Source organism: Streptomyces hoynatensis (genome assembly GCF_003626535.1).
Taxonomy (GTDB): Bacteria; Actinomycetota; Actinomycetes; order Streptomycetales; family Streptomycetaceae; genus Streptomyces; species Streptomyces hoynatensis.
This window is the reverse complement of sequence record NZ_RBAL01000026.1, coordinates 1-22037: the sequence shown is the minus strand read 5'-3', so window position 1 is coordinate 22037 and position 22037 is coordinate 1. Positions and strand designations below refer to the sequence as shown.

The window sequence follows — 22037 nt, the reverse complement described above, 5'->3', positions numbered from 1 at the left end:
CTGCCCCTCGCACGGCGCCTCCCGGGCCGGCGGCCGGTGCCGCTGTCAGTGCCGGGGTGCACGATGGGCACATGGCACGGCACGGCGAAGGACAGGCACCACACCCCCGCGAAGGACGGAGCGCTCCCGGCGAGGCGAGCGCGCTCGCCGCCTTCTCGCCTGCCACCCGCGCGTGGTTCTCCGGCGCCTTCCACGCGCCCACGGCGGCGCAGGAGGGCGCCTGGCAGGCCATCGCCGAGGAGGCGGACGCCCTGGTGGTCGCGCCCACCGGCTCCGGCAAGACCCTGGCCGCCTTCCTCGCCTCCCTCGACCGGCTGGCCGCGACCGCCCCGCCCGCCGAGCCCCACAAGCGCTGCCGGGTGCTCTACGTCTCGCCCCTGAAGGCCCTGGCCGTCGACGTCGAGCGCAACCTCCGCAGTCCGCTCACCGGCATCAGGCAGGAGTCGGTCAGGCTCGGCCTGCCCGAGCCCGACATCAGGGTCGGCATCCGCACCGGCGACACCCCGGCCGCCGATCGCAGGTCCCTGGCCAGGAGGCCCCCGGACATCCTGATCACCACCCCCGAGTCCCTGTTCCTGATGCTCACCTCGGCCGCGCGCGAGGCCCTGGCCGGGGTGGAGACGGTGATCCTCGACGAGGTCCACGCCGTGGCCGGCACCAAGCGCGGCGCCCACCTGGCCCTCTCCCTCGAACGGCTCGACGCCCTCCTGCCCCGGCCGGCCCGCCGCATCGGCCTGTCCGCGACGGTGCGGCCGGTGGACGAGGTGGCCAGGTTCCTCTCCCCCCAGCGCCGCGCCAAGATCGTCCAGCCGCCCTCCGGCAAGGAGTTCGACCTCTCCGTGGTGGTCCCCGTGGCCGACATGGGCGAGCTCGGCGGCTCCCCGGTGCCGGACGCGCCGGGTTCGGGCGAGCTGCCCTCGATCTGGCCCTCGGTCGAGGAGCGGATCGTCGACCTCGCCCAGGCCCACCGCTCCACGATCGTCTTCGCCAACTCCCGCCGCCTCGCCGAGCGCCTGTGCAACAGGATGAACGAGATCGCCCACGAACGCGCCACCGGCGAGCCGCTCCCCGAGGAGCACGCGCCGGCCGCGCTGATGGGCGGCTCGGGCGCGGCCAGGGGTGCGCCCGGCCTGCTGGCCAGGGCGCACCACGGCTCGGTCTCCAAGGAGCAGCGTGCCCACATCGAGGAGGACCTCAAGGCCGGCCGGCTGCCCGCCGTCGTCGCCACCTCAAGCCTCGAACTCGGCATCGACATGGGGGCGGTGGACCTCGTCGTCCAGGTCGAGTCGCCGCCCTCGGTGGCCTCGGGGCTGCAGCGCGTCGGCCGCGCCGGCCACCAGGTGGGGGCGGTCTCCACCGGCGTGGTCTTCCCCAAGTACCGCGGGGACCTCGTGCAGTCCGCCGTCGTCACCGAGCGGATGCGGGCCGGGGCCATCGAGTCCCTGCGCATCCCGGCCAACCCGCTGGACGTGCTGGCCCAGCAGATCGTCGCGATGGTGGCGATGGACAGCTGGGACGTGGACGAGCTGCTCGCCCTCGTGCGCCGGGCCGCGCCGTTCGCCGCCCTGCCCGAGTCGGCCTACCACGCGGTGCTCGACATGCTGGCCGGCCGCTACCCCTCGGACGCCTTCGCCGAGCTGCGCCCCCGCCTGGTGTGGGACCGGGTGGCCCACACGGTCACCGGGCGCCCCGGCGCCCAGCGCCTCGCGGTGACCTCGGGCGGCACCATCCCCGACCGCGGCCTCTTCGGGGTCTTCCTGGCGGGCGCGGACCCGAAGCGGGGCGGCGGCCGGGTCGGCGAGCTGGACGAGGAGATGGTCTACGAGTCCAGGGTGGGCGACGTCTTCACCCTCGGCACCACCTCCTGGCGGATCGAGGACATCACCCGCGACCGGGTCCTGGTCAGCCCGGCCCCCGGGGTCCCGGGGCGGCTGCCGTTCTGGAAGGGCGACCAGCTGGGGCGCCCCCTGGAGCTGGGCCGCGCCCTGGGCGCCTTCCTGCGCGAGATCGGCGGCCTCGCCCCCGAGGCGGCCCGCGAGCGGCTGTCGGCCGCCGGCCTCGACGCCTGGGCCGTGGACAACGTCCTGGCCTACCTGGAGGAGCAGCGCCAGGCCACCGGCCACCTCCCCGACGACCGCACGATCGTGGTCGAGCGCTTCCGCGACGAGCTTGGCGACTGGCGGATCGTGGTGCACTCCCCCTTCGGGGCCCAGGTCCACGCGCCCTGGGCGCTCGCCCTGGGGGCCAGGCTCACCGAGCGCTTCGGCATGGACGCCCAGGTGCTGCACGCGGACGACGGCATCGTGCTGCGCCTGCCCGACGCCGACCTGTCGGCGGCCGGGGCCGGGCTCGCCGGGGAGGGCGGGCCGGCCGGGGCCGAGCCGGGCGCCGGGCTGTTCGACGACGGCCGCGCCCCGGTCGGCGCGGAGGACGTCCTCTTCGACAAGGGCGAGGTCGAGCAGCTGGTCACCGACCAGGTGGGCGGATCTGCGCTGTTCGCCTCCCGCTTCAGGGAGTGTGCGGCCCGGGCCCTGCTGCTGCCCCGGCGCGACCCCGGCCGGCGCACGCCGCTGTGGCAGCAGCGCCAGCGCGCGGCGCAACTGCTGTCCGTGGCCAGCGAGTTCGGCTCCTTCCCCATCGTGCTGGAGGCGGTCCGCGAGTGCCTGCAGGACGTCTTCGACGTGCCGGGCCTCACCGAGTTGATGGCCGACGTGGAGGCGCGGCGGGTGCGGCTGGTCGAGGTGACCACCAAGGACCCCTCGCCCTTCGCCCGTTCCCTGCTCTTCGGCTACGTCGCGCAGTACCTCTACGAGGGCGACTCGCCCCTGGCCGAGCGCCGGGCCGCCGCCCTCTCCCTCGACTCCAGGCTGCTCGCCGAGCTGCTCGGCCAGGCGGAGCTGCGCGAGCTCCTCGATCCGGGCGTCCTGGCCGATCTGGAGAGGGAGTTGCAGTGGCTGACCGAGGAGCGCCGGGTGCGGGACGCGGAAGGCGTCGCCGACCTGCTGCGGGTCCTCGGCCCGCTCGGCGAGGCGGAGCTCGCCGAGCGGGGAGCGCGTCCGGAGTGGGCCCGCGAGCTGGCCGCCGCCCGCCGCGCCATCCGGATCAGGTTCGCGGGACAGGAGCGCTGGGCCGCCGTCGAGGACGCGGGGCGGCTGCGGGACGCGTTGGGCGCCGCGCTGCCCGTGGGCGTCCCCGAGGCGTTCACCGAGCCGCTCGCCGACCCCCTGGGCGACCTGCTCGCCCGCTACGCCCGCACGCACGGCCCCTTCACCTCGGCCCAGGCCGCGGCCCACTTCGGCCTCGGCACCGCGGTGGCCGACGGGGTCCTGCAGCGGCTGGCCGCCGACGGCCGCCTGGTCCAGGGCGAGTTCAGGCCGGGCGGCGTGGGCCACGAGTGGTGCGACCCGGCCGTCCTGCGGCGGCTGCGGCGGCGTTCGCTCGCCGTGCTGCGCGAGGAGCTCGAGCCGGTGGCGCCGGCCGCGCTCGCCGCGTTCCTGCCCCAGTGGCAGCACGTCGGCCCGCTCCCCGGCCGCGGCGGGCTGCGCGGCATCGACGGACTGGTGCGCGCCGTCGAGCAGTTGCAGGGCGCCCCGGTGCCCGCCTCGGCCCTGGAGCGGCTGGTGCTGCCCTCGCGCGTGTCCGGGTACGCGCCGCCGCTGCTCGACGAGCTGACCGCCTCGGGAGAGGTGGTGTGGGCGGGCGCCGGTGCGCTGCCCGGCAAGGACGGCTGGATCTCGCTGTACCCGGCCGACTCCGCTCCGTTGCTGCTGCCGCCCCCGCATCCCCTGGAGCTGTCCCCGGCGCACTCGGCGGTGCTCGCGGCCCTGTCCGGCGGCTACGGGCTGTTCTTCCGGCAGATAGCCGAGCAGGTGCGGGCCGCGGGCGAGGAGGTGCAAGACGCCAGGCTCGCCGAGGTGATCTGGGAGCTGGCCTGGTCGGGCCGCCTGACCAACGACACCCTGGCCCCGCTGCGCGCCCTGCTCGGTTCCGGCCGCACCGCGGGCTCGGTCGCCCACCGCGGCAGGCGCCAGGTCCCGCGCGGCAGGTACGGCTCCCTGGCCATCGGCACCGGCCAGGCCAGGCGCCCCACGGCCGGGCGGAACGGCCCGCCGACCGTGGGCGGGCGCTGGTCCCTGCTGCCGCCCCGGGAGGAGGAGACCACGCTGCGGGCCCACGCCCTGGCCCGTACGCTGCTCGACCGGCACGGGGTGGTCACCCGGGGCGCGGTGGCCGCGGAGGGCGTCGAGGGGGGCTTCTCGGCCGCCTACCGGGTGCTCTCGGCCTTCGAGGACAGCGGCCAGGCCAGGCGGGGCTACGTGGTGGAGGGGCTCGGCGCCGCCCAGTTCGCGATGGACGGGGCGGTGGACCGGCTGCGGGCCATCGCCTCGGCGGCGGAGCGCGGCGCCCCGGCGGCCGAGCCGCGCGCCACCGTGCTGGCCGCCGCCGACCCGGCGAACGCCTACGGGGCCGCCCTGCCCTGGCCCGAGCCGCCGCACGGGGCAGGGCACAAGCCGGGGCGCAAGGCGGGGGCGCTGGTGGTGCTGGTGGGGGGCGAGCTGGCGCTCTACCTGGAGCGCGGGGGGCGCACGCTGCTCGCCTGGCCCGGGCAGCGTGGCCGGGAAGAGCCGGGGGCGGCCCTGGAGGCGCTGCGGCCGGCCGCCGAGGCCCTGGCCCAGGCCGCCCGCGAGGGCTCACTCGGCACGCTGACGGTGGAGCGGGTCAACGGCTCCCCGGTTCTGGCCGACCCGTGGTGGACCGGGCTGCTGGAGGGGGCGGGCTTCCACGCGACCCCCCGCGGGCTGCGGCTGCGTCCCTGAGCCACGCCGCAGGGCCCCGGTGCCCGCGGCGAAGGGAAGGGCCGGTGCCCGCCGGCCCGGCTCGGGCACCCGTGGCGGGCCCGCTCCCTCGGCCAGGCGCGTTCATCCGGCCGGGGCCGGGGCGGGGCGGCGGACCGCGCTTGGTTCCACGGGCGGCGGGCCCCCGCGCCCGGGCATGCGAAACCGCCGCGACCCCAAACGGGAGGCGGCGGTTGGCGGGTGACCGGCCCCGGGCGCAGACCCGGTCACCGTGCGCACTCAGGCGGCTACGACGTCGACTGCCTCGCTGGGAGCCTTGATCGTGACCCGCTCGTCGGGGTGGTGCGTCACCGACGTCACCCGCGGCACACGCACGGGGTTGAGCATCGGGCGCATCGGGGACGGAACGGTGTCGCTCGCGGCGGACTGGGCGAGCTCCGCCAGGGCCAGCTCGTCGCTGACCTCACGCAGCAGCTCGGACATCCGCAGATCGAGCGCATCGCAGATGGCGGCCAGCAACTCGGATGAGGCTTCCTTCTGCCCGCGTTCCACCTCGGAGAGATATCCGAGGGAGACCCGTGCCGAGGAGGACACTTCACGCAGAGTGCGGCCCTGACGTTGGCGCTGCCGACGCAGCACGTCACCCAGCAGGCGACGGAGCAGGATCATCGGTGGCTCCCTCCTCGGACCGTTGGCCTCGCTTGCTTCATGCCCCACCGTACCGCCTCGGACTCCCACCGCGCGGGGAGCGATGTCTTGTTCACTCAGGGCTGCAAACATCCATCCCCTCCGTTCTGTTCCGTATCCTGCCCCTCCCCGGCGGCCGGAGTGGTGGCTCAGTCGGAGTGGATCAGCCGACCTCGCAGCAGGCCCAGCACCGCTTCCACGCTGCCCGTCCTGACCGCGGTCCGGTCCCCGCGCAGCCGCAGTCGCTGACTGACGGCTCCCCCGCATCCCGGCCCCGAAACCGCCACGTGCACCGTTCCCGCCGAGTGGCCGTCCTGCGGCCCAGGACCGGCCACCCCCGTGGTGGCCAGTCCCCAGTCGGCCCCCAGCAGCCTGCGCACCCCCGCCGCCAGCTGCCGGGCCACCTCGGCGTCCACCGGCCCCCTGGCGGCGAGCAGCGCGCCGTCCACGGCCAGCACGTCCCGCTTGACGTCCGTGGCGTAGGCGGTGACCGAGCCGCGGAAGACCCGCGAGGCGCCGGGGACCGCGGTCAGCGTCCCGGCGACCAGCCCGCCGGTCAGCGACTCGGCGACGGCGAGGGTCTGCCCCCTCCCCGCCAGCAGCTCAAGCACCTCCGCCGCCACGCCGAGGGCGTCCCCGGCCGGGCCCAGGGCGTCCCCGGGCGGCTGCCCGCCCATCGCTACCCGCCGTCCGCCGGCCGCGCCGCCCGCTGCCTGGCCAGGCCGGCCCGCCGCAGCACCACCGCCTGGCGGATGTAGTCGAGCCCGGTCACCACGGTCAGCACCACGGCCGCCGCCATCGCCCACCACCGCATCGAGGCGAGCGGCCCGGTCAGCGCCAGGATGTACATGCCCACGGCGACGCCCTGGGTCAGCGTCTTGAGCTTCCCGCCCCTGCTGGCGGGGATCACGCCGTGCCTGATCACCCAGAACCGCAGCGCCGTGATGCCCAGCTCCCTGACGAGGATCACCACGGTCACCCACCACGGCACGTCGTCGAGCAACGACAGGCAGATCAGGGCCGCCCCCATGATCGCCTTGTCGGCGATCGGATCGGCGATCTTGCCGAAGTCGGTGACCAGGTTGCGCCGCCTGGCCAGCTCCCCGTCGAACAGGTCGGTGATCATGGCCACGGTGAACGCCGCCCAGGCCAGCGAGCGCCAGGCGGGATCGTGTCCGCCCTCGGCGAACATCAGCAGGACGAATCCGGGCACCAGCAGGAGCCGGACCATGGTCAGGATATTGGCGATGTTCCACAGCGCGGGAGCCGCGGCGGCCCGCCCCTGATCTGCCACCCGTCCCCTCCCGGCGGCCGAGGCCGGCATGTCGGTCATCTGCCGGCCCCGGCGGCGCCGCCGTCGGCCGGTGGCACAAGCGCGGCGACCAGGTCGACTCCCTGCGCCGCGACGATCTCGACGTCCACGAAGTGGCCGACGGAGAGTGCCGGGCCCTCCCCCTTCACGTCGACGATCTTGACGTGCCCGTCCGTTTCCGGTGCCTGGTGTGCCGCACGGCCCACCGCGATCACCTCCCCCTCCGGCTCGTCGTCCGGGTCAAGCGACTCCACCAGCACGCGCGCCCGCTCGCCGATGCGCTCCTCGGCGCGCTGCGCGATGAGCTCGTCGGCGAGCTCGGACACCCTGGCCAGCCGCTCGGCCACCACCTCGGGGTCGTGCTTGCCCTCGTACCCGGCCGCCTCGGTGCCCTCCTCGTCCGAATACCCGAAGATCCCGATGGCGTCCAGCCTGGCCGCGCTCAGGAACCGGATCAGCTCCTCCACATCCTCCTCGCGCTCCCCGGGGAAGCCGACGATGAAGTTGGACCTGACCCCGGCCAGGGGCGCCTTGGCCCGGATGCCGCCGAGCAGTTCGAGGAAGCGTTCGGTGTCGCCGAAGCGCCGCATGGCGCGCAGCACTTGGGGAGCGGAGTGCTGGAAGGAGAGGTCGAAGTACGGGGCCACCTTCTCGGTGCCCGTCAGCACGTCGACCAGCCCCGGCCGCAGCTCGGCAGGCTGCAGATAGCTGACGCGGATGCGCTCCAGGCCGTCCACGGCGGCCAGTTCCGGCAGCAGGGCCTCCAGCAGCCTGATGTCGCCCAGGTCCTTGCCGTAGGACGTGTTGTTCTCCGAGACCAGCATGATCTCCTTCACGCCCTGCCCGGCCAGCCAGCGCGCCTCGGCGAGGACGTCGGCGGGGCGGCGGGAGACGAAGGAGCCGCGGAAGGAGGGGATGGCGCAGAAGCTGCACCGCCGGTCGCAGCCCGAGGCCAGCTTCAGCGAGGCCACCGGGCTGCTGCCCAGCCGCCTGCGCAGCGGCGCCCGGGGCCCCGAGGCGGGGGCAAGACCCGCCGGCAGGTCGGCTATGGCCTGGCCCTGCGCGGCGGCCTGCCCGTGCCCGGGCAGCGCCACCTCGGCCCCCTGTCTGTCCACCGGGCTCAGCGGCAGCAGCTTGCGCCGGTCCCGCGGCACGTGCGGGGCGTGGACGCCGCCGGCCAGGATGGTGCGCAGCCGCTCGGAGATGTCGGCGTAGTCGTCGAAGCCGAGCACGGCGTCGGCCTCGGGCAGGGCGTCGGCGAGCTCCTTGCCGTAGCGCTCGGCCATGCAGCCGACGGCGACCACGGCCCGCGTCCGCCCCCCGCCCTCGCCCGCGGCGGCCTTCAGCTCCCCCGCCTCCAGCAGCGCGTCGACGGAGTCCTTCTTGGCGGCATCGACGAAGCCGCAGGTGTTGACGACCGCGACCTCGGCCTCCGCGGCATCGGCCACGAGCTCCCAGCCGTCCGCGGCCAGGCGCCCCGCCAGCTCTTCTGAATCCACCTCATTACGGGCGCAACCAAGGGTGACCAGGGCGACGGTACGGCGTTCGGACATGGGCTCAGCCTACTTCGTCCCGGGCCGGTCGCCCCCGCCCACCGGGTGACCCCGGGCGGGCCGGCCCAGGGAACCCTCAGCCCTCCTCGGGGTCGCCCGGCGTGTAGCTCAGGCGCTGTACCTGCCCCATTTCGAAGTCGTCGTGGATCTCCCGCCCGTTGACGTGCAGTTGCACGGCGCCCGCGTTGCCCAGGACCAGATCGATCCGGTCGTCGTCGGTGAACGTCTCGGAGTCCCCGCCGTGCAGCACCCCCTCGAAGATCAGCTGGCCGCTGCTGTCCTTCGCGGAGATCCAGCTGCTGCCGTCCTCGACGGTGACCTTCACGGTGACCTTGTCGGCGGGCGCCGCCGCCACCGCGCTCTCGGAGGAGTCGGGGTCGTCGGGGCCCGGCTGGGCCGGCTCGTTGACCGGCTGCTCCCCGGTGCCTTCCTCGCGCGCGCTGTGATCGGGCGAGGGGGTGTCCTCGGCCACGGAGCCCGGGTCGGAGGAGTCGCCGCCGCTGAAGAAGGTGAAGCCGACGAAGCCGATCACCGCGACGATCGCGGCCACCATGGCCGCCGTCCAGTTCGGGCGGCGCGGCTCGGGCCGGATGCGCTCGGCTTCGAACAGCGGTCCGGAGGACAGGTCGAGCGGCTGGGGGTGGGTGCCCTGCTGCTCGTTGTACATCGTGACCAGCTCGGCCGGGTCGAGACCGACCGCGCGCGCCAGCGTTCTGATGTGCCCACGGGCGTAGACATCGCCACCACAGCGCGAGAAATCGTCCTGCTCGATGGCCTGAACGATCGGAATGCGCACTCGCGTGGTCGAACTGACGTCATCCACGGTCAGCTTTGCCGCGATGCGCGCTTGGTGGAGGGTTCGACCGACGGAAGGCCGGTCCTCGGCGAAGGAGTTGCCACTGGACACGGGGTCGCCTTTCGAGCGTGAAGCCACGTGCTGTGCATATAAGTCTAGGGGGGCCGCGGAGAAAACGAGCAACCGGGCCGAGCCCGTTTGTCCGCCAACGGGATGGCCCGCCCACGCCGCGCCGGCGCCCCCCTACCTCATTCTTCTCCCCGGATCACCGCGAGCACGCCATCCAGCTCGTCCGGCTTGACAAGCACGTCCCTCGCCTTCGAGCCCTCGCTGGGCCCCACCACGCCGCGCGACTCCATCAGGTCCATCAGCCGGCCCGCCTTGGCGAAGCCCACCCGCAGCTTGCGCTGCAACATGGAGGTGGATCCGAACTGGGTCGACACGACCAGCTCGGCCGCCTGGCACAGCAGGTCCAGGTCGTCGCCGATGTCCTCGTCGATCTCCTTCTTCTTCGCGGTGCCCACGGCCACGTCGTCCCGGAAGACCGGCGCCATCTGCTCCTTGCAGTGCGCCACGACCGCGGCCACCTCCTCCTCGGTGACGTAGGCGCCCTGCATGCGCACCGGCTTGTTCGCGCCCATCGGCAGGAACAGCCCGTCGCCCTTGCCGATGAGCTTCTCCGCCCCGGCCTGGTCGAGGATGACCCGGCTGTCGGCCAGCGAGGAGGTCGCGAAGGCGAGCCGGGAGGGCACGTTCGCCTTGATCAGCCCGGTGACCACGTCCACGCTCGGCCGCTGGGTGGCCAGCACCAGGTGAATCCCGGCGGCCCGCGCCAGCTGCGTGATGCGGACGATCGCGTCCTCCACGTCGCGCGGCGCCACCATCATCAGGTCGGCCAGCTCGTCCACGATGACCAGCAGGTACGGATAGGGCGACAACTCCCGCTCGCTGCCCGGCGGCGGGCTCACCTTCCCGCTGCGCACCGCGGCGTTGAAGTCGTCGATGTGCCGGTACCCGTAGGCCGCGAGGTCGTCGTAGCGCAGGTCCATCTCCCGCACCACCCACTGCAGGGCCTCGGCGGCCCGCTTGGGGTTGGTGATGATCGGCGTGATGAGGTGCGGGATGCCCTCGTAGGCCGTCAGCTCGACCCGCTTGGGGTCCACGAGCACCAGCCGCACGTCCTCCGGGGTGGCCCGCATCATGATCGAGGTGATCAGGCAGTTGATGCAGGAGGACTTGCCGGACCCCGTCGCGCCGGCCACCAGCAGGTGCGGCATCTTCGCCAGGTTGGCCATCACGTAGCCGCCCTCGACGTCCTTGCCGAGGCCGACCACCAGCGGGTGCTCGTCGCCGACCGCGTCCGCCGTGCGCAGCACGTCGCCCAGGTTGACCATCTCGCGGTCGCTGTTGGGGATCTCGATGCCGACGGCCGACTTGCCCGGGATGGGGCTGATGATCCGCACGTCCGGGCTGGCCACCGCGTAGGCGATGTTCTTGGTCAGCGCGGTGATCTTCTCCACCTTCACGGCGGGGCCGAGCTCGACCTCGTAGCGGGTCACCGTCGGGCCGCGGGTGAACCCGGTGACCCGCGCGTCCACCTTGAACTCGCGGAACACGGTGGTCAGCGAGTCGACCACCGCGTCGTTGGCGGCGCTGCGGGTACGGCCCGGGCCGCCGCGCACCAGCAGCTCCACCGAGGGCAGCGCATAGGTGATGTCCCCGGAGAGCTGCAACTGCTCGGCGCGCGGCGGCAGCGGCTCCGCCGGCGGGGGAGCCGCCTTCGTCAGGTCGGGGACCGCGCTGCCCACGCCCTCCGAGGGCGAGGCCGCCTCGCTCGCGGGCTCCTCGGCGCGCGGGTCGGGAAGCTGCGCGCCCTCCTCCTCGGGCTGCCGCCCGCGCCGCTCCTGGCGGGACCTGCCGCTGACCACGCGGCTGCTGAGGTCGGCGACCAGCGGCGAGGGCTGCACCCCGTGCAGGACCGCCCCGTCCAGCGAGGCCGCCGCCGCGGCGGCCACGTCCACCGGGTCGGGCTCGGAGTCCCGCCGCGGCCTGCGGCGCGGCCCGCGGCGGGACTCCAGCGCGGAACGCTCGGCCCGCTCCCTGGCCTCCTCCGCCCCGTCCCGCTCCCCGGCGGGCCGGCGGCGTCCGCGACCGCGGCCGGCCGGCCGGTCCGCGTCCTCCAGGTACCGTTCGGGCGCGAACCCGGCCTCCTCCGCGGCGTCTTCCTCACCCGGAAGGGTGAGGTCCTCGCGGTCCTTGGCGGGCTGCGGCATCAGGCCGAGCCGGACGGCGGCCGCCCGCAGCCGCCGCGGGATGGCGTTGACCGGCGTGGCCGTCACCACCAGCAGCCCGAAGGTGGTCAGCAGCGCCAGCAGCGCCGCCGCCAGCGGCTCGCCCACGGCCAGGATGAGCGGGCGCGAGGCCGCCCAGCCGAGGTTCCCGCCGGTGTCCCGCAGCGCCTGGGCGCCCTCGCCGCGGTCGGGCGCGCCCGTGGCGATGTGCACCAGGCCGAGCACCCCCACCAGCAGGGCGGTCAGGCCGATGACGATGCGCCCGTTGGCGTCCTGCTGCTCCGGGTGCCTGATCAGCCGCACCGCGATGAAGCCGAGGATCAGCGGGAAGATCAGGTCCAGGCGGCCAAGCGCGCCGGTCACCACCGTCGTCACCAGGTCCCCGACCGGCCCCTGCAGGCTCGACCAGGTGCCCACGGCCGAGACCAGCGCGAGGCCGAGCAGCAGCAGCGCAAGACCGTCCTTGCGGTGCGCCGGGTCCAGGCCCTTGGCGCCACGCCCTATCCCGCGCAGCAGCGCACCCACCGGGTGCGCGATCCCCAGCCAGAGCGCCTTGAGGACGCGGAAGGCGACGTTCGCGGCGGGCGGCGCGGGCGGCTTCGGCGGCGCCTTCTTGGCGGGTGCCTTCTTCGCCGGCGCCTTCTTGGCCGGCGCCTTCTTCGCCGCTCCCCCGCCGGTGCGCCCGGCGCGCGCGCCCTGGGAACCCTTGCCGGACGTACGTGAGGCCATGGGGGTGAGCGTACCGGGGCGAACGCGCCTGAGCACGGAGGGCGCAGGCCGACGCCGCGTCAGCAGCCCGCCGCCCGGGTCCGGGTGGGGGGAGGCGGCCGGCCTACCTCGTCTCGACCGAGTGCGGCTCGCCCGCGCCCGGCTGCAACGCGTCCAGGGCCCGGCGCAGGCCGGCCAGCTTGCGCTCCAGGTGGGCCGCCGTCGACACCGCGGCTCCGCCGCCCGACTCGGCCAGCTCCTTGGAGAGCACCTCGGCCTGCTCCTCGACCGCGGCCAGCCTCGCCGAGAGCTCGGGCAGCAGGCCGCCCGCGCCGTGCTCGGCGTCCGGGGCCGTCTGGCCGCCCTCCAGCTCGCGCCGCAGCAGCGCCGCCTGCTCGCGCAGCTGCACGTTCTTCATGTGCAGTTCGACGAAGACCGAGACCTTCGCCCGCAGCACCCACGGGTCGAAGGGCTTGGAGATGTAGTCGACCGCGCCCGCCGCATACCCGCGGAAGGTGTGGTGCGGGCCGTGGTTGATCGCCGTCAGGAAGATGATGGGGATGTCCCGCGTCCGCTCGCGCCGCTTGATGTGCGCGGCCGTCTCGAAGCCGTCCATGCCGGGCATCTGCACGTCGAGCAGGATGACCGCGAAGTCCTCCGTCAGCAGCGCCTTGAGCGCCTCTTCCCCTGACGATGCCCGGACGAGTGTCTGGTCGAGCGCGGAGAGGATGGCCTCCAACGCCAGCAGATTCTCGGGCCGGTCATCGACCAGAAGGATCTTGGCCTTCTGCACCATGGCCCGTCCTCCTCGCCCCTGCGGCACCCCGCGGCACCGCCGTAGTGGACGGCACCCTCACGCCGTCCGGTCCTGTGCCGGACATGGTGGCATCCTCACCGGCGGCCATGCCAGTGAGCCCGTCCAGCGCGCAACCGTACGCGATGGTCTCCGAGAGCCCTCGCCCCGTCGCGAGGAGCCGCTGCCCTTCCGGCCTTGACCCCCGCTGCACCGACGATCGTTCCACCACCTGCCAGGTGGCCGGAACGCAAGGCGCCCGGTGATCAGCGCATCGCGCTGCGTCACGATACCACGCACCCCAGGACCCGGCGAACCGCGTTGATACGCACTACCACAACGCCCCCGGCCGCCCGCAAGTTCCCCGCGGGCGGCCGGGGTGTGGCAGATCACGCCCGGCTGCCCTCCCCGATCCACTGGCTCATCACCGACAACAACTGATCCGTGTCGACCGGCTTCGTCACATAGTCGGAGGCCCCCGACTCCAGGCTCTTCTCCCGGTCCTCCTGCATCGCCTTGGCCGTCAGCGCGATGATCGGCAGCCCCGCGAACTGCGGCATCCGCCGGATCGCCGCCGTCGTCGCATAGCCGTCCATCTCCGGCATCATGATGTCCATCAGCACCAGCAGGACGTCCTCATTGGACTCCAGGACCTCGATCCCCTCCCGGCCGTTCTCCGCGTACAGCACCCGGAGCCCGTGCTGCTCCAGCACGCTGGTCAGCGCGAAGACGTTGCGCACGTCGTCGTCCACGATCAGCACCTTGCGGCCCCTGAAGTCCCGGTACATCCGGCGCCGCCTCGCCTCCTCCTCGGCCGAGGCTCCGGCGGCGGCCTCCTCGCCCTCCTGCCTGCCCTCGTGCGAGCCGTTCTCCTGGAAACGCTCCCGGTGCCGGCGCGTCAGCGACTCCGCCGCCCGCTCGGCCGCGATCGAGGCCTGACGGCGCTCCCGCTCGCCGTCAGACAGCGACTCGGGCTCCCGGCCGGCCGGCGCGGCAGGCTCCTCCTCGACGCCGAGGTCTTCCGTGTCCGGCACCGCGGCCTCGATCGCGGGCGGCGGCTCCTCCGCCGCCCGCGGCGTCTCACCCGAGAGGGTGCCGGTCGTCAACTGCCCGTACCCGGGCGGCGGCAGCTCCGTGGGCTGCTGCGGCAGGTACAGCGTGAACGTCGACCCGCGGCCCGGCTCGCTCGCGGCGTGGATCTCCCCGCCAAGCAGCCGCGCGATCTCCCTGCTGATCGACAGGCCGAGCCCGGTGCCGCCGTACTTGCGGCTGGTGGTGCCGTCCGCCTGCTTGAACGCCTCGAAGATCACCCGCATCTTGCTCGCCGCGATCCCGATCCCGGTGTCCGAGACCGCGAAGGCCACCAGCGGCGCGTCCGCCGTCCTGATCGACCCGTTCTCCAGCATCTGCTCGCGGATCTCGTCGGGCACCCCGGGGCCGGCCGGCCTGATCACCAGCTCCACCGACCCCGTGTCGGTGAACTTCACCGCGTTCGACAGCAGATTCCGCAGCACCTGCAACAGCCGCTGCTCGTCGGTGTGCAGGGTCGGCGGCAACTCGGGCGAGACCCGCACCGAGAACTCCAGGTTCTTCTCCGCCGTCAGCGGCCGGAACGACGCCTCGATGTAGTCCACCAGCTGCACCAGCGCGATCCTGGTCGGGCTGACGTCCATCTTCCCCGCCTCGACCTTCGACAGGTCGAGAATGTCGTTGATCAGCTGCAACAGGTCGGACCCCGCGCCGTGGATCGTCTCGGCGAACTCCACCTGCTTGGGCGAGAGATTGCCCTCCGCGTTGTCCGCCAGCAGCTTGGCCAGGATCAGCAGCGAGTTCAGCGGCGTGCGCAGTTCGTGCGACATGTTCGCCAGGAACTCCGACTTGTACCGCATCGAGATCGCCAGCTGCTCGGCACGCTCCTGCAGGCCGCGCCTGGCCTCCTCGATCTCCGAGTTCTTCACCTCGATGTTGCGGTTCGTCGCCGCGAGCAGGTCCGCCTTCTCCCGCAGCTCCGCGTTCGAGTCCTGCAGGGCCTTGCGCTGCTCCTCCAGCTCCCGCGAACCGCTCTGCAACTGCTCGGCCAGCTCCTGCGACTGCTTCAGCAGCATCTCCGTACGGGTGTTGGCGCTGATCGTGTTGACGCTCGTGGCGATCATCTCCGCCATCTGCAACAGGAAGTCCCGCTCGATCTGCGTGAACGGCTTGAAGGACGCCAGCTCCAGCACCCCGAGCACCCGGTCCTCGAACAGCACCGGCAGCACGATCACCTGCGCCGGCGGCGCCTCGCCGAGGCCCGAGGAGATCTTCAGGTAGCCCTCGGGCGTCGGCCCCATCTGGATCATCCGCCGCTCCTCGGCCGCGGTGCCCACCAGCGACTCGCCCGGCCGGAAGGACATCGCCTGCTGCCCGACCGCGTACCCGTAGGACCCCAGCATGCGCAGCTCGTAGTCGCCGGTCGCCCCCGGCTGCGTCGTCAGCAGGTCGCCGTCCGCCGGCACCGCGAGGAAGAACGCCCCGTGCTGCGCCGTGACCGCGGGCACCAGCTCGCTCATGATCAGGCTCGCGACGTCCTTCAGGTCCCGCCTGCCCTGCAACAGCGCCGAGATCCTGGCCAGGTTGCTCTTGAGCCAGTCCGTCTCCTTGTTGGCCAGCACCGTCTCGCGCAGGTCGTGGATCATCTTGTTGATGTTCTCCTGCACGACCAGGATCTCGCCCGCGGCGTCCGTGTCGATCCGCACGCTGTGATCGCCGCGGCTCACGAACGCCGCCACCCTGGCGATGCCGCGCACCTGACGCGTCAGGTTGCCCGCCATCTCATTCACCGAATCGGTCAGGTCCTTCCAGGTGCCGGCCACGCCCGGCACCCGCGCCTGCCCGCCCAGCTTGCCCTCCGTGCCCACCTCGCGGGCGACCTTCGTCACCTGCTCGGCGAACAGCGACAGCTGGTCGACCATCGTGTTGAGCGTGTCCTTCAGTTCGAGGATCTCGCCCCGCGCGTCGATGTCGATCTTCTTGGTCAGATCGCCCTTGGCGATGGCCGTGGTCACCTGCGTGATGTTGCGGACCTGCCCGGTCAGGTTCGACGCCATCGAGTTCACCGACTCGGTCAAATCCCGCCAGGTACCGGACACGCCGGGCACCTGCGCCTGGCCACCCAGCCGCCCCTCGGTGCCCACCTCACGCGCCACCCTGGTCACCTCGGCGGCGAACGAGGACAGCGTCGTCACCATCCGGTTCACCGTGTCGGCCAGCTGCGCGACCTCGCCCTTCGCCTCGACCGTGACCTTCTTCGACAGGTCACCGTTCGCCACCGCCATGGCGACCTCGGAGATGTTGCGGACCTGCCCGGTCAGGTTCCTGGCCATCAGGTTGACGCTGTCCGTCAGGTCCTTCCAGGTCCCCGAGACCCCGTGCACCTGGGCCTGCCCGCCGAGCTGGCCCTCGGTGCCCACCTCGCGGGCCACCCGCGTCACCTGGTCCGCGAAGGAGGACAGGTTGTCCACCATCGTGTTGACCGTCGTCACCAGCTCCAGGATCTCGCCCGCGGCATCGACGGTGATCTTCTTCGTCAGGTCGCCGCGCGCGACGGCCGTCGTCACCTCCGCGATGTTCCGCACCTGCGAGGTGAGTTTGTCCGCCATGCTGTTGACCGACTGGGTCAGGTCCTTCCACGTGCCCGCGACCCCGGAGACCTGCGCCTGACCGCCCAGCCGCCCCTCGGTACCCACCTCGCGGGCCACCCGCGTGACCTGCTCCGCGAACGAGGACAGCTGATCGACCATCGTGTTCAGCGTGTCCTTCAGCTCCAGAATCTCGCCCTTGGCGTCCACGGTGATCTTCTGCGACAGGTCACCGCGCGCCACCGCCGTGGCCACCTGCGCGATGCTCCGCACCTGATCGGTCAGGTTCGACGCCATCCCATTCACGGAACCGGTCAGGTCACGCCACACGCCGGCCACTCCGGAGACCTGCGCCTGACCGCCCAGCCGCCCCTCGGTACCCACCTCGCGCGCGACCCGCGTCACCTGGTCCGCGAACGAGGACAGCTGATCCACCATCGTGTTCACGGTGTTCTTCAGCTCGAGAATCTCCCCGCGCGCGTCCACCTCGATCTTCTGCGACAGATCGCCGCGCGCCACCGCCGTCGTCACCTGGGCGATGTTGCGCACCTGGTCGGTCAGGTTCCCCGCCATCTGGTTCACCGAGTCCGTCAGCGCCTTCCACGTGCCGCTGACGCCCTCCACCTGGGCCTGACCGCCCAGCCTGCCCTCGATGCCCACCTCGGTGGCCACCCGGGTCACCTCGGCCGCGAACGAGGAGAGCTGGTCCACCATCCGGTTGACCGTGCTCTTGAGTTCGAGCATCTCGCCCGAGACGTCGACGGTCACCTTCTGCGACAGGTCGCCGTTGGCCACCGCCGTCGTCACCTGCGCGATGTTCCGCACCTGACCGGTCAGGTTGCGGAAGGCCGTGTTCACCGAGTCGGTCAGGTCCTTCCAGGCACCGGCCACCCCCAGCACCGAGGCCTGCCCGCCCAGCACGCCCTCGTCGCCGATCTCCCGCGCCACCCGCGTGACCTCGGACTGGAAGGACGAGAGCTGGTCGACCGTGCGGTTGACCGTGTTCTTCAGCTCGAGCATCTCGCCCGAGACGTCCACCGTCACCTTCTGCGACAGATCGCCGTTCGCCACCGCCGTCGTCACCTGCGCGATGTCGCGGACCTGCGCCGTCAGATTGCGGAAGGCCGTGTTGACGGAGTCCGTCAGCTCCTTCCACACCCCGGCCACGCCCTGCACCCGCGCCTGGCCGCCCAGCGTGCCCTCGGTGCCGATCTCCCGCGCCGTGCGCGTCACCTCGTCGGCGAACGCGCTCAGCGTCTCCGTCATGTCGTTGATCGTGTCCGCGAGCTGCGCGAACTCGCCCCGCGCCCGCACCGTGATCTTCTGCGACAGATCGCCGTTGGCCACCGCCGTCGTCACCTGGGCGATCTCCCTGACCTGCTTCGTCAGGTTCCCCGCCATCGTGTTCACGGACTCGGTGAGGTCCTTCCAGACCCCGTCCACGCCCTCCACCTGGGCCTGGCCGCCGAGCACGCCCTCCGTGCCCACCTCCCGGGCGACCCGGGTCACCTCGGACTGGAACGAGGAGAGCCGGTCCACCATCCCGTTGACGGTGTCCTTCAGCTCCTGCATCTCCCCGGCCACGTGCACCGTGACCTTCCGCGAGAGGTCCCCGCCCGCCACCGCCTTGGTCACCTGCGAGATGTCCCTGACCTGGGCGGTCAGCCGCGCCGCCATCTGGTTCACCGAGTCCGTCAGGCCCTTCCAGGAACCCGACATCCCCCGCACCTGCGCCTGGCCGCCGAGCTTGCCCTCGGTGCCCACCTCGCGGGCCACCCGGGTCACCTCGTCGGTGAACTGCGACAGGTGGTCGACCAGCCCGTTCACCGTCCTGCCCACCCGCAGGAACTCGCCGCGCGCCGGACGCCCCGTGCCGTCGCTCGCCTCGACCCGCAGCTCCATCCGCGGGGACAGGTCGCCCTCGGCCACCGCCGTCAGCACCCGCCCCACCTCGGACACCGGCCGCGCCAGGTCGTCCACCAGGTCGTTGGCGTCGTCGATCGCCTTGCCCCAGGCGCCCTCGCAGACCCCGCGCTCCATCCGCTCGGTCAGCTTGCCCTCGCGCCCCACCAGCCGGCGCACGCCCGACAGCTGCCCGGTCAGGTGCAGCCCCCGGTCGGCCACCTCGTTGTACACCGCCGCGATCTCCGCCATCGGGCCCTCGCCGACGACCGTGAGACGCTTTCTGAGGTTGCCGTCCCGCATCGCCTCCAGGGCCAGGAGCAGGCGGTCGAGCGCGGCGGCGTCCACCTCGACGGTGCCGCTGACCCGGGACCGCCTCGTCCGGCCACGCGTACCGGCGCGCGCAACTGCTCCCTCAGACACCACTGTGTCCCTCCCGCAGGATCGACCATTCCGCCCGGGCAACTCTCACGTCGAGCCCTCCCAGTGTTTCACTCTCGACCGACCGGGCGATAACAGTTCGGCAGCATCGCATACCACTGTTTTCCCGGTGAGGGGGAAATCGGCGGATGCGCCGTCCGCGTGGCCGGGCAACGTCAGTAACCTGGCATCCAGCTGCCCGTGAGGGACCGGACAGCGAAGCGAGAACGACCCTTGGGGGAACGACGTGATCACCGCGCGAGCTGCGGCCACCTTCGAACCGGTTGGGCGCTCCGTGGCGACCGCGCGAGGCTTCGTCCGGGACACCCTCCAGGGCTGGGGACTCACCGACCTCACCGAGGACGCCGTCGTCCTCACCAGCGAGCTGGTCACCAACGCCGTCGTCCACGCCGGCACCGCCGCCGAGGTCCACTGCCTGCGCGACAAGGACGGCGTCCGCATCGAGGTCGTCGACCGCCACCCGGAGCGCGAGCTGCCGCTCGCCGAGGTCTCCCGCGGCCAGCTCGACCTCAGCAGCGAGGGCGGCCGCGGCCTGATGCTCTGCGCCGCGCTCGCCTCCCGCTGGGGCGTCGACTACACGGCCTCCGACAAGCGCGTCTGGTTCCGCCTCGACCAGCAGGCCATGCCGGTCGGCACGAGATCCGCCGGGCCCGTGCTGCCCGACGAGGCCCTGCCCGTCAGCGAGACCAGGGTCCACGTCGCCGTCGTCCAGGTCGACCGCGCCGACACCATCAGCGTCTGGAACGACGACGCCACCGCCCTCTTCGGCTACACCGCGGAGCAAGTCGTCGGCAAGCCGCTCTCCGACCTCGCCGCCTGGCCCCAGACCCCGGGCACCGGCACCGGCATCGCCGAGGCCCTGGCCCTCTCCCGCTGGGAGGGCAGCTACGGCCTGCGCGACTCCGCGGGCCGCACCGTCCCCGTCTACGCCTGCCACCTCCGCGTCCGCGACGCCAACGGCGAGCCCACCACCGTCTGCCTCATCGTCCGCGACCAGGAACGCGCCATCCTCCAGAGCCCCACCCGGCTCCCCGTGCACGCCGGCGGGCAGGAGGTCCTCGACCGCACCGGCGATCCGCTCGACGCCCTCATCGGCTCCCCGCCGCCCGACGACCTCGACGGCCTGCTGCAGCGCACCGTCGAACGGGCCCGTGACATGCTCGACGGCGATGCCGCGTTCCTGCTGCTCGCCACCGACGACGAGACCGAGCTCGAGGTCCGCGCCACCACCGGCCTGCCCTCCGCCCGCCAGCGCTTCGCCCGCGTCCCCGTCGAGACCGGCAGCGGACGCTACGGCTCGGCCCGGATGCCCTCCGTCCACGACGACCTGGCCGCCGCGCCCGGCGCCGTCCCACTGCTGTCCGGCACCGGCATGCACGCCGTCGTCACGGTCCCGCTCAAGGTCGAGGGCAGGCTCACCGGCTCCCTCGGGGTCGCCTCCGAAACCCCGGGCCGCTACAGCAACGAGGAGGCGCTGCGCCTCCAGTTCGCCGCCGACCGCATCGCCCTGGCCGTCGAGTCGGCCCGCCTCACCGAGCTGGAACGCCTGCGCCGCGGCTCGCTCGCGTTCCTCGTGGAGGCCTCGGAGCTGCTCGCCGGCACCCTCGACCGCAACCAGACCCTCGCCCTCATGGCGCAGATGACCGTCCCGACCCTCGCCACCTGGTGCGCGGTCTACACGATCTCCGAGTTCGGCTCCGAACCCGTCCTCTCCTACGTCCTGCACGAGGACGAGGAACGCATCGACGGCATCAAGGCCCTCCTCGAACGGGTCCCGCCGCCCGACCCCGACATCGAGCTCGGCGTCCGCCCCTGGGCCGCGCCGGCCGACGCGGCCCGCAACACCGCGCTGCGCACCTCGCTGCGCAGCCTGTCCCTCGGCAAGCCGCCCTCCTCCCAGGAGGCCCCTGGCACCAGCCTCGCCACGGCCGCCGCGGTCGGCGGCGAGACCATCGTCCTCCCGCTCAACGCGAGGAACCGCGTGATCGGCCTGCTCGCCCTGGGGAAGCCCACCGACGAGCGCTTCCGCCAGGACATCCTGGAACTCGCCGAGGACCTCGCCCGCCGGGCGGCACTCGCCCTGGACAACGCCCGGCTCTACAGCGAGCGCACGGCGATCAGCCAGTCCCTGCAACGCAGCCTGCTGCCGCCCGAGTTGCCGGCGATCGACGGCGTCGAGGTGGAGGTCATCTACCGCGCGGCGGGCGAGGGCAACGAGGTCGGCGGCGACTTCTACGACGTCTTCCCCATCAGGGACGGCGCGTACGGCTTCGCGATCGGCGACGTCTGCGGCACCGGGCCGCTGGCGGCCGCGGTCACCGGGCTGGCCAGGCACGCGCTGCGCCTGCTGGCCAGGGAGGGCCTCGGCGGGCCTGCCGTGCTGGAACGGCTCAACTCCGCGATCCTGGAGGAGGGTTCGCGTGGCCGTTTCCTGACTCTGCTCTACGGGGAGCTGTGGCCGCAGCCCGAGGGCGGCGCGGAGCTGAAGATGGTGTGCGCCGGGCACCCGCTGCCGCTGCGCCTCACCCCGGACGGCGAGGTGGAGCCGGCGGCCAGCCCGCAGCCGCTGCTCGGCGTGCTGGAGGACCTGGAGCTGTACGAGCAGACCACCAGGCTCAATCCGGGGGATGTGCTGCTGTGCGTGACCGACGGCGTCACCGAACGCCGGGAGGGCACCCGGATGCTGGGCGACGACGGCCTGACGGACGTCCTCAGCACCTGTACGGGGATGACGGCCGGCGCCGTGGCCGCCCGCGTGCTGCGGGCCGTCGAGCGTTTCGCCTCCGACGCCCCGTCCGACGACATGGCCATTCTGACGCTGCGCATCCCCGAGTAATCAGGAACGACGGAAAAGGCCCCCGCCGCATGGCGAGGGCCTTTTCCGTATCCTCACTGTCTTCCATTGCCTTTTCCCGATGCCTGGACCGGGTGGCTGGAGCCCCAAAACGGAATCGAACCGTTGACCTTCTCCTTACCATGGAGACGCTCTGCCGACTGAGCTATTGGGGCAGAATTCCGGCGGTGTCCTACTCTCCCACACGGTCCCCCGTGCAGTACCATCGGCGCTGGAAGGCTTAGCTTCCGGGTTCGGAATGTAACCGGGCGTTTCCCCTCCGCCATGACCACCGGAACACTCAGAGA

At 72.9% G+C, this 22037-nt stretch carries 10 protein-coding genes, 1 tRNA gene and 1 rRNA gene; 2 read left to right on the top strand and 10 right to left on the bottom strand.

From position 1 onward, the window contains the following. Positions 1-71 precede the first annotated feature (71 nt). Complete coding sequence (locus D7294_RS28310; protein WP_120684656.1) at positions 72-4817, top strand: Lhr family ATP-dependent helicase; 4746 nt, start codon at positions 72-74, stop codon at positions 4815-4817. Between the two features lie 258 nt (positions 4818-5075). On the opposite strand, the gene D7294_RS28300 is transcribed toward D7294_RS28310, so the two are convergent. The 8 genes from D7294_RS28300 to D7294_RS28265 form a co-directional block, all read right to left on the bottom strand. Beyond that, a complete protein-coding gene (locus D7294_RS28300) occupies positions 5076-5465 on the bottom strand; it encodes a helix-turn-helix domain-containing protein (RefSeq protein ID WP_120684654.1) in 390 nt (129 codons plus the stop codon). Between the two features lie 167 nt (positions 5466-5632). Continuing rightward, on the bottom strand, positions 5633-6160 hold the full coding sequence (locus tag D7294_RS28295) for a CinA family protein (RefSeq protein WP_120684653.1): 528 nt from the start codon (positions 6158-6160) through the stop codon (positions 5633-5635). Between the two features lie 2 nt (positions 6161-6162). Beyond that, on the bottom strand, positions 6163-6816 hold the full coding sequence (gene pgsA, locus D7294_RS28290; RefSeq protein ID WP_120684652.1) for a CDP-diacylglycerol--glycerol-3-phosphate 3-phosphatidyltransferase: 654 nt from the start codon (positions 6814-6816) through the stop codon (positions 6163-6165). Then, the gene (gene rimO / locus D7294_RS28285; RefSeq protein WP_120684651.1) at positions 6813-8348 is read right to left on the bottom strand and encodes a 30S ribosomal protein S12 methylthiotransferase RimO; all 1536 of its coding nucleotides are present in this window, start codon (positions 8346-8348) and stop codon (positions 6813-6815) included. The genes pgsA and rimO overlap by 4 nt, the downstream gene beginning before the upstream one ends. 76 nt (positions 8349-8424) lie before the next feature. Next, a complete protein-coding gene (locus D7294_RS28280; protein ID WP_120684650.1) occupies positions 8425-9255 on the bottom strand; it encodes a helix-turn-helix domain-containing protein in 831 nt (276 codons plus the stop codon). A 137-nt stretch (positions 9256-9392) separates the two neighbouring features. Beyond that, positions 9393-12164: a DNA translocase FtsK gene (locus D7294_RS28275; RefSeq protein ID WP_120684649.1), complete on the bottom strand. Its 2772-nt coding sequence runs from the start codon at positions 12162-12164 to the stop codon at positions 9393-9395. A gap of 103 nt (positions 12165-12267) precedes the next feature. Then, a complete protein-coding gene (locus D7294_RS28270) occupies positions 12268-12939 on the bottom strand; it encodes a response regulator (RefSeq protein ID WP_120684648.1) in 672 nt (223 codons plus the stop codon). 386 nt (positions 12940-13325) lie between these two features. Next, positions 13326-18878, bottom strand: a complete 5553-nt coding sequence (locus tag D7294_RS28265; protein WP_241562684.1) for a HAMP domain-containing protein — start codon at positions 18876-18878, stop codon at positions 13326-13328. 244 nt (positions 18879-19122) lie between these two features. On the opposite strand from D7294_RS28265, the gene D7294_RS28260 reads away from it, so the two are divergent. Next, positions 19123-21732: a SpoIIE family protein phosphatase gene (locus D7294_RS28260; protein WP_120684647.1), complete on the top strand. Its 2610-nt coding sequence runs from the start codon at positions 19123-19125 to the stop codon at positions 21730-21732. Positions 21733-21829: 97 nt separating this feature from the next. On the opposite strand, the gene D7294_RS28255 is transcribed toward D7294_RS28260, so the two are convergent. After that, a tRNA-Thr gene (locus D7294_RS28255) sits at positions 21830-21905 on the bottom strand. 4 nt (positions 21906-21909) lie between these two features. Then, positions 21910-22026 (bottom strand): 5S ribosomal RNA (gene rrf, locus D7294_RS28250). Between the last annotated feature and the right edge of the window lie 11 nt (positions 22027-22037).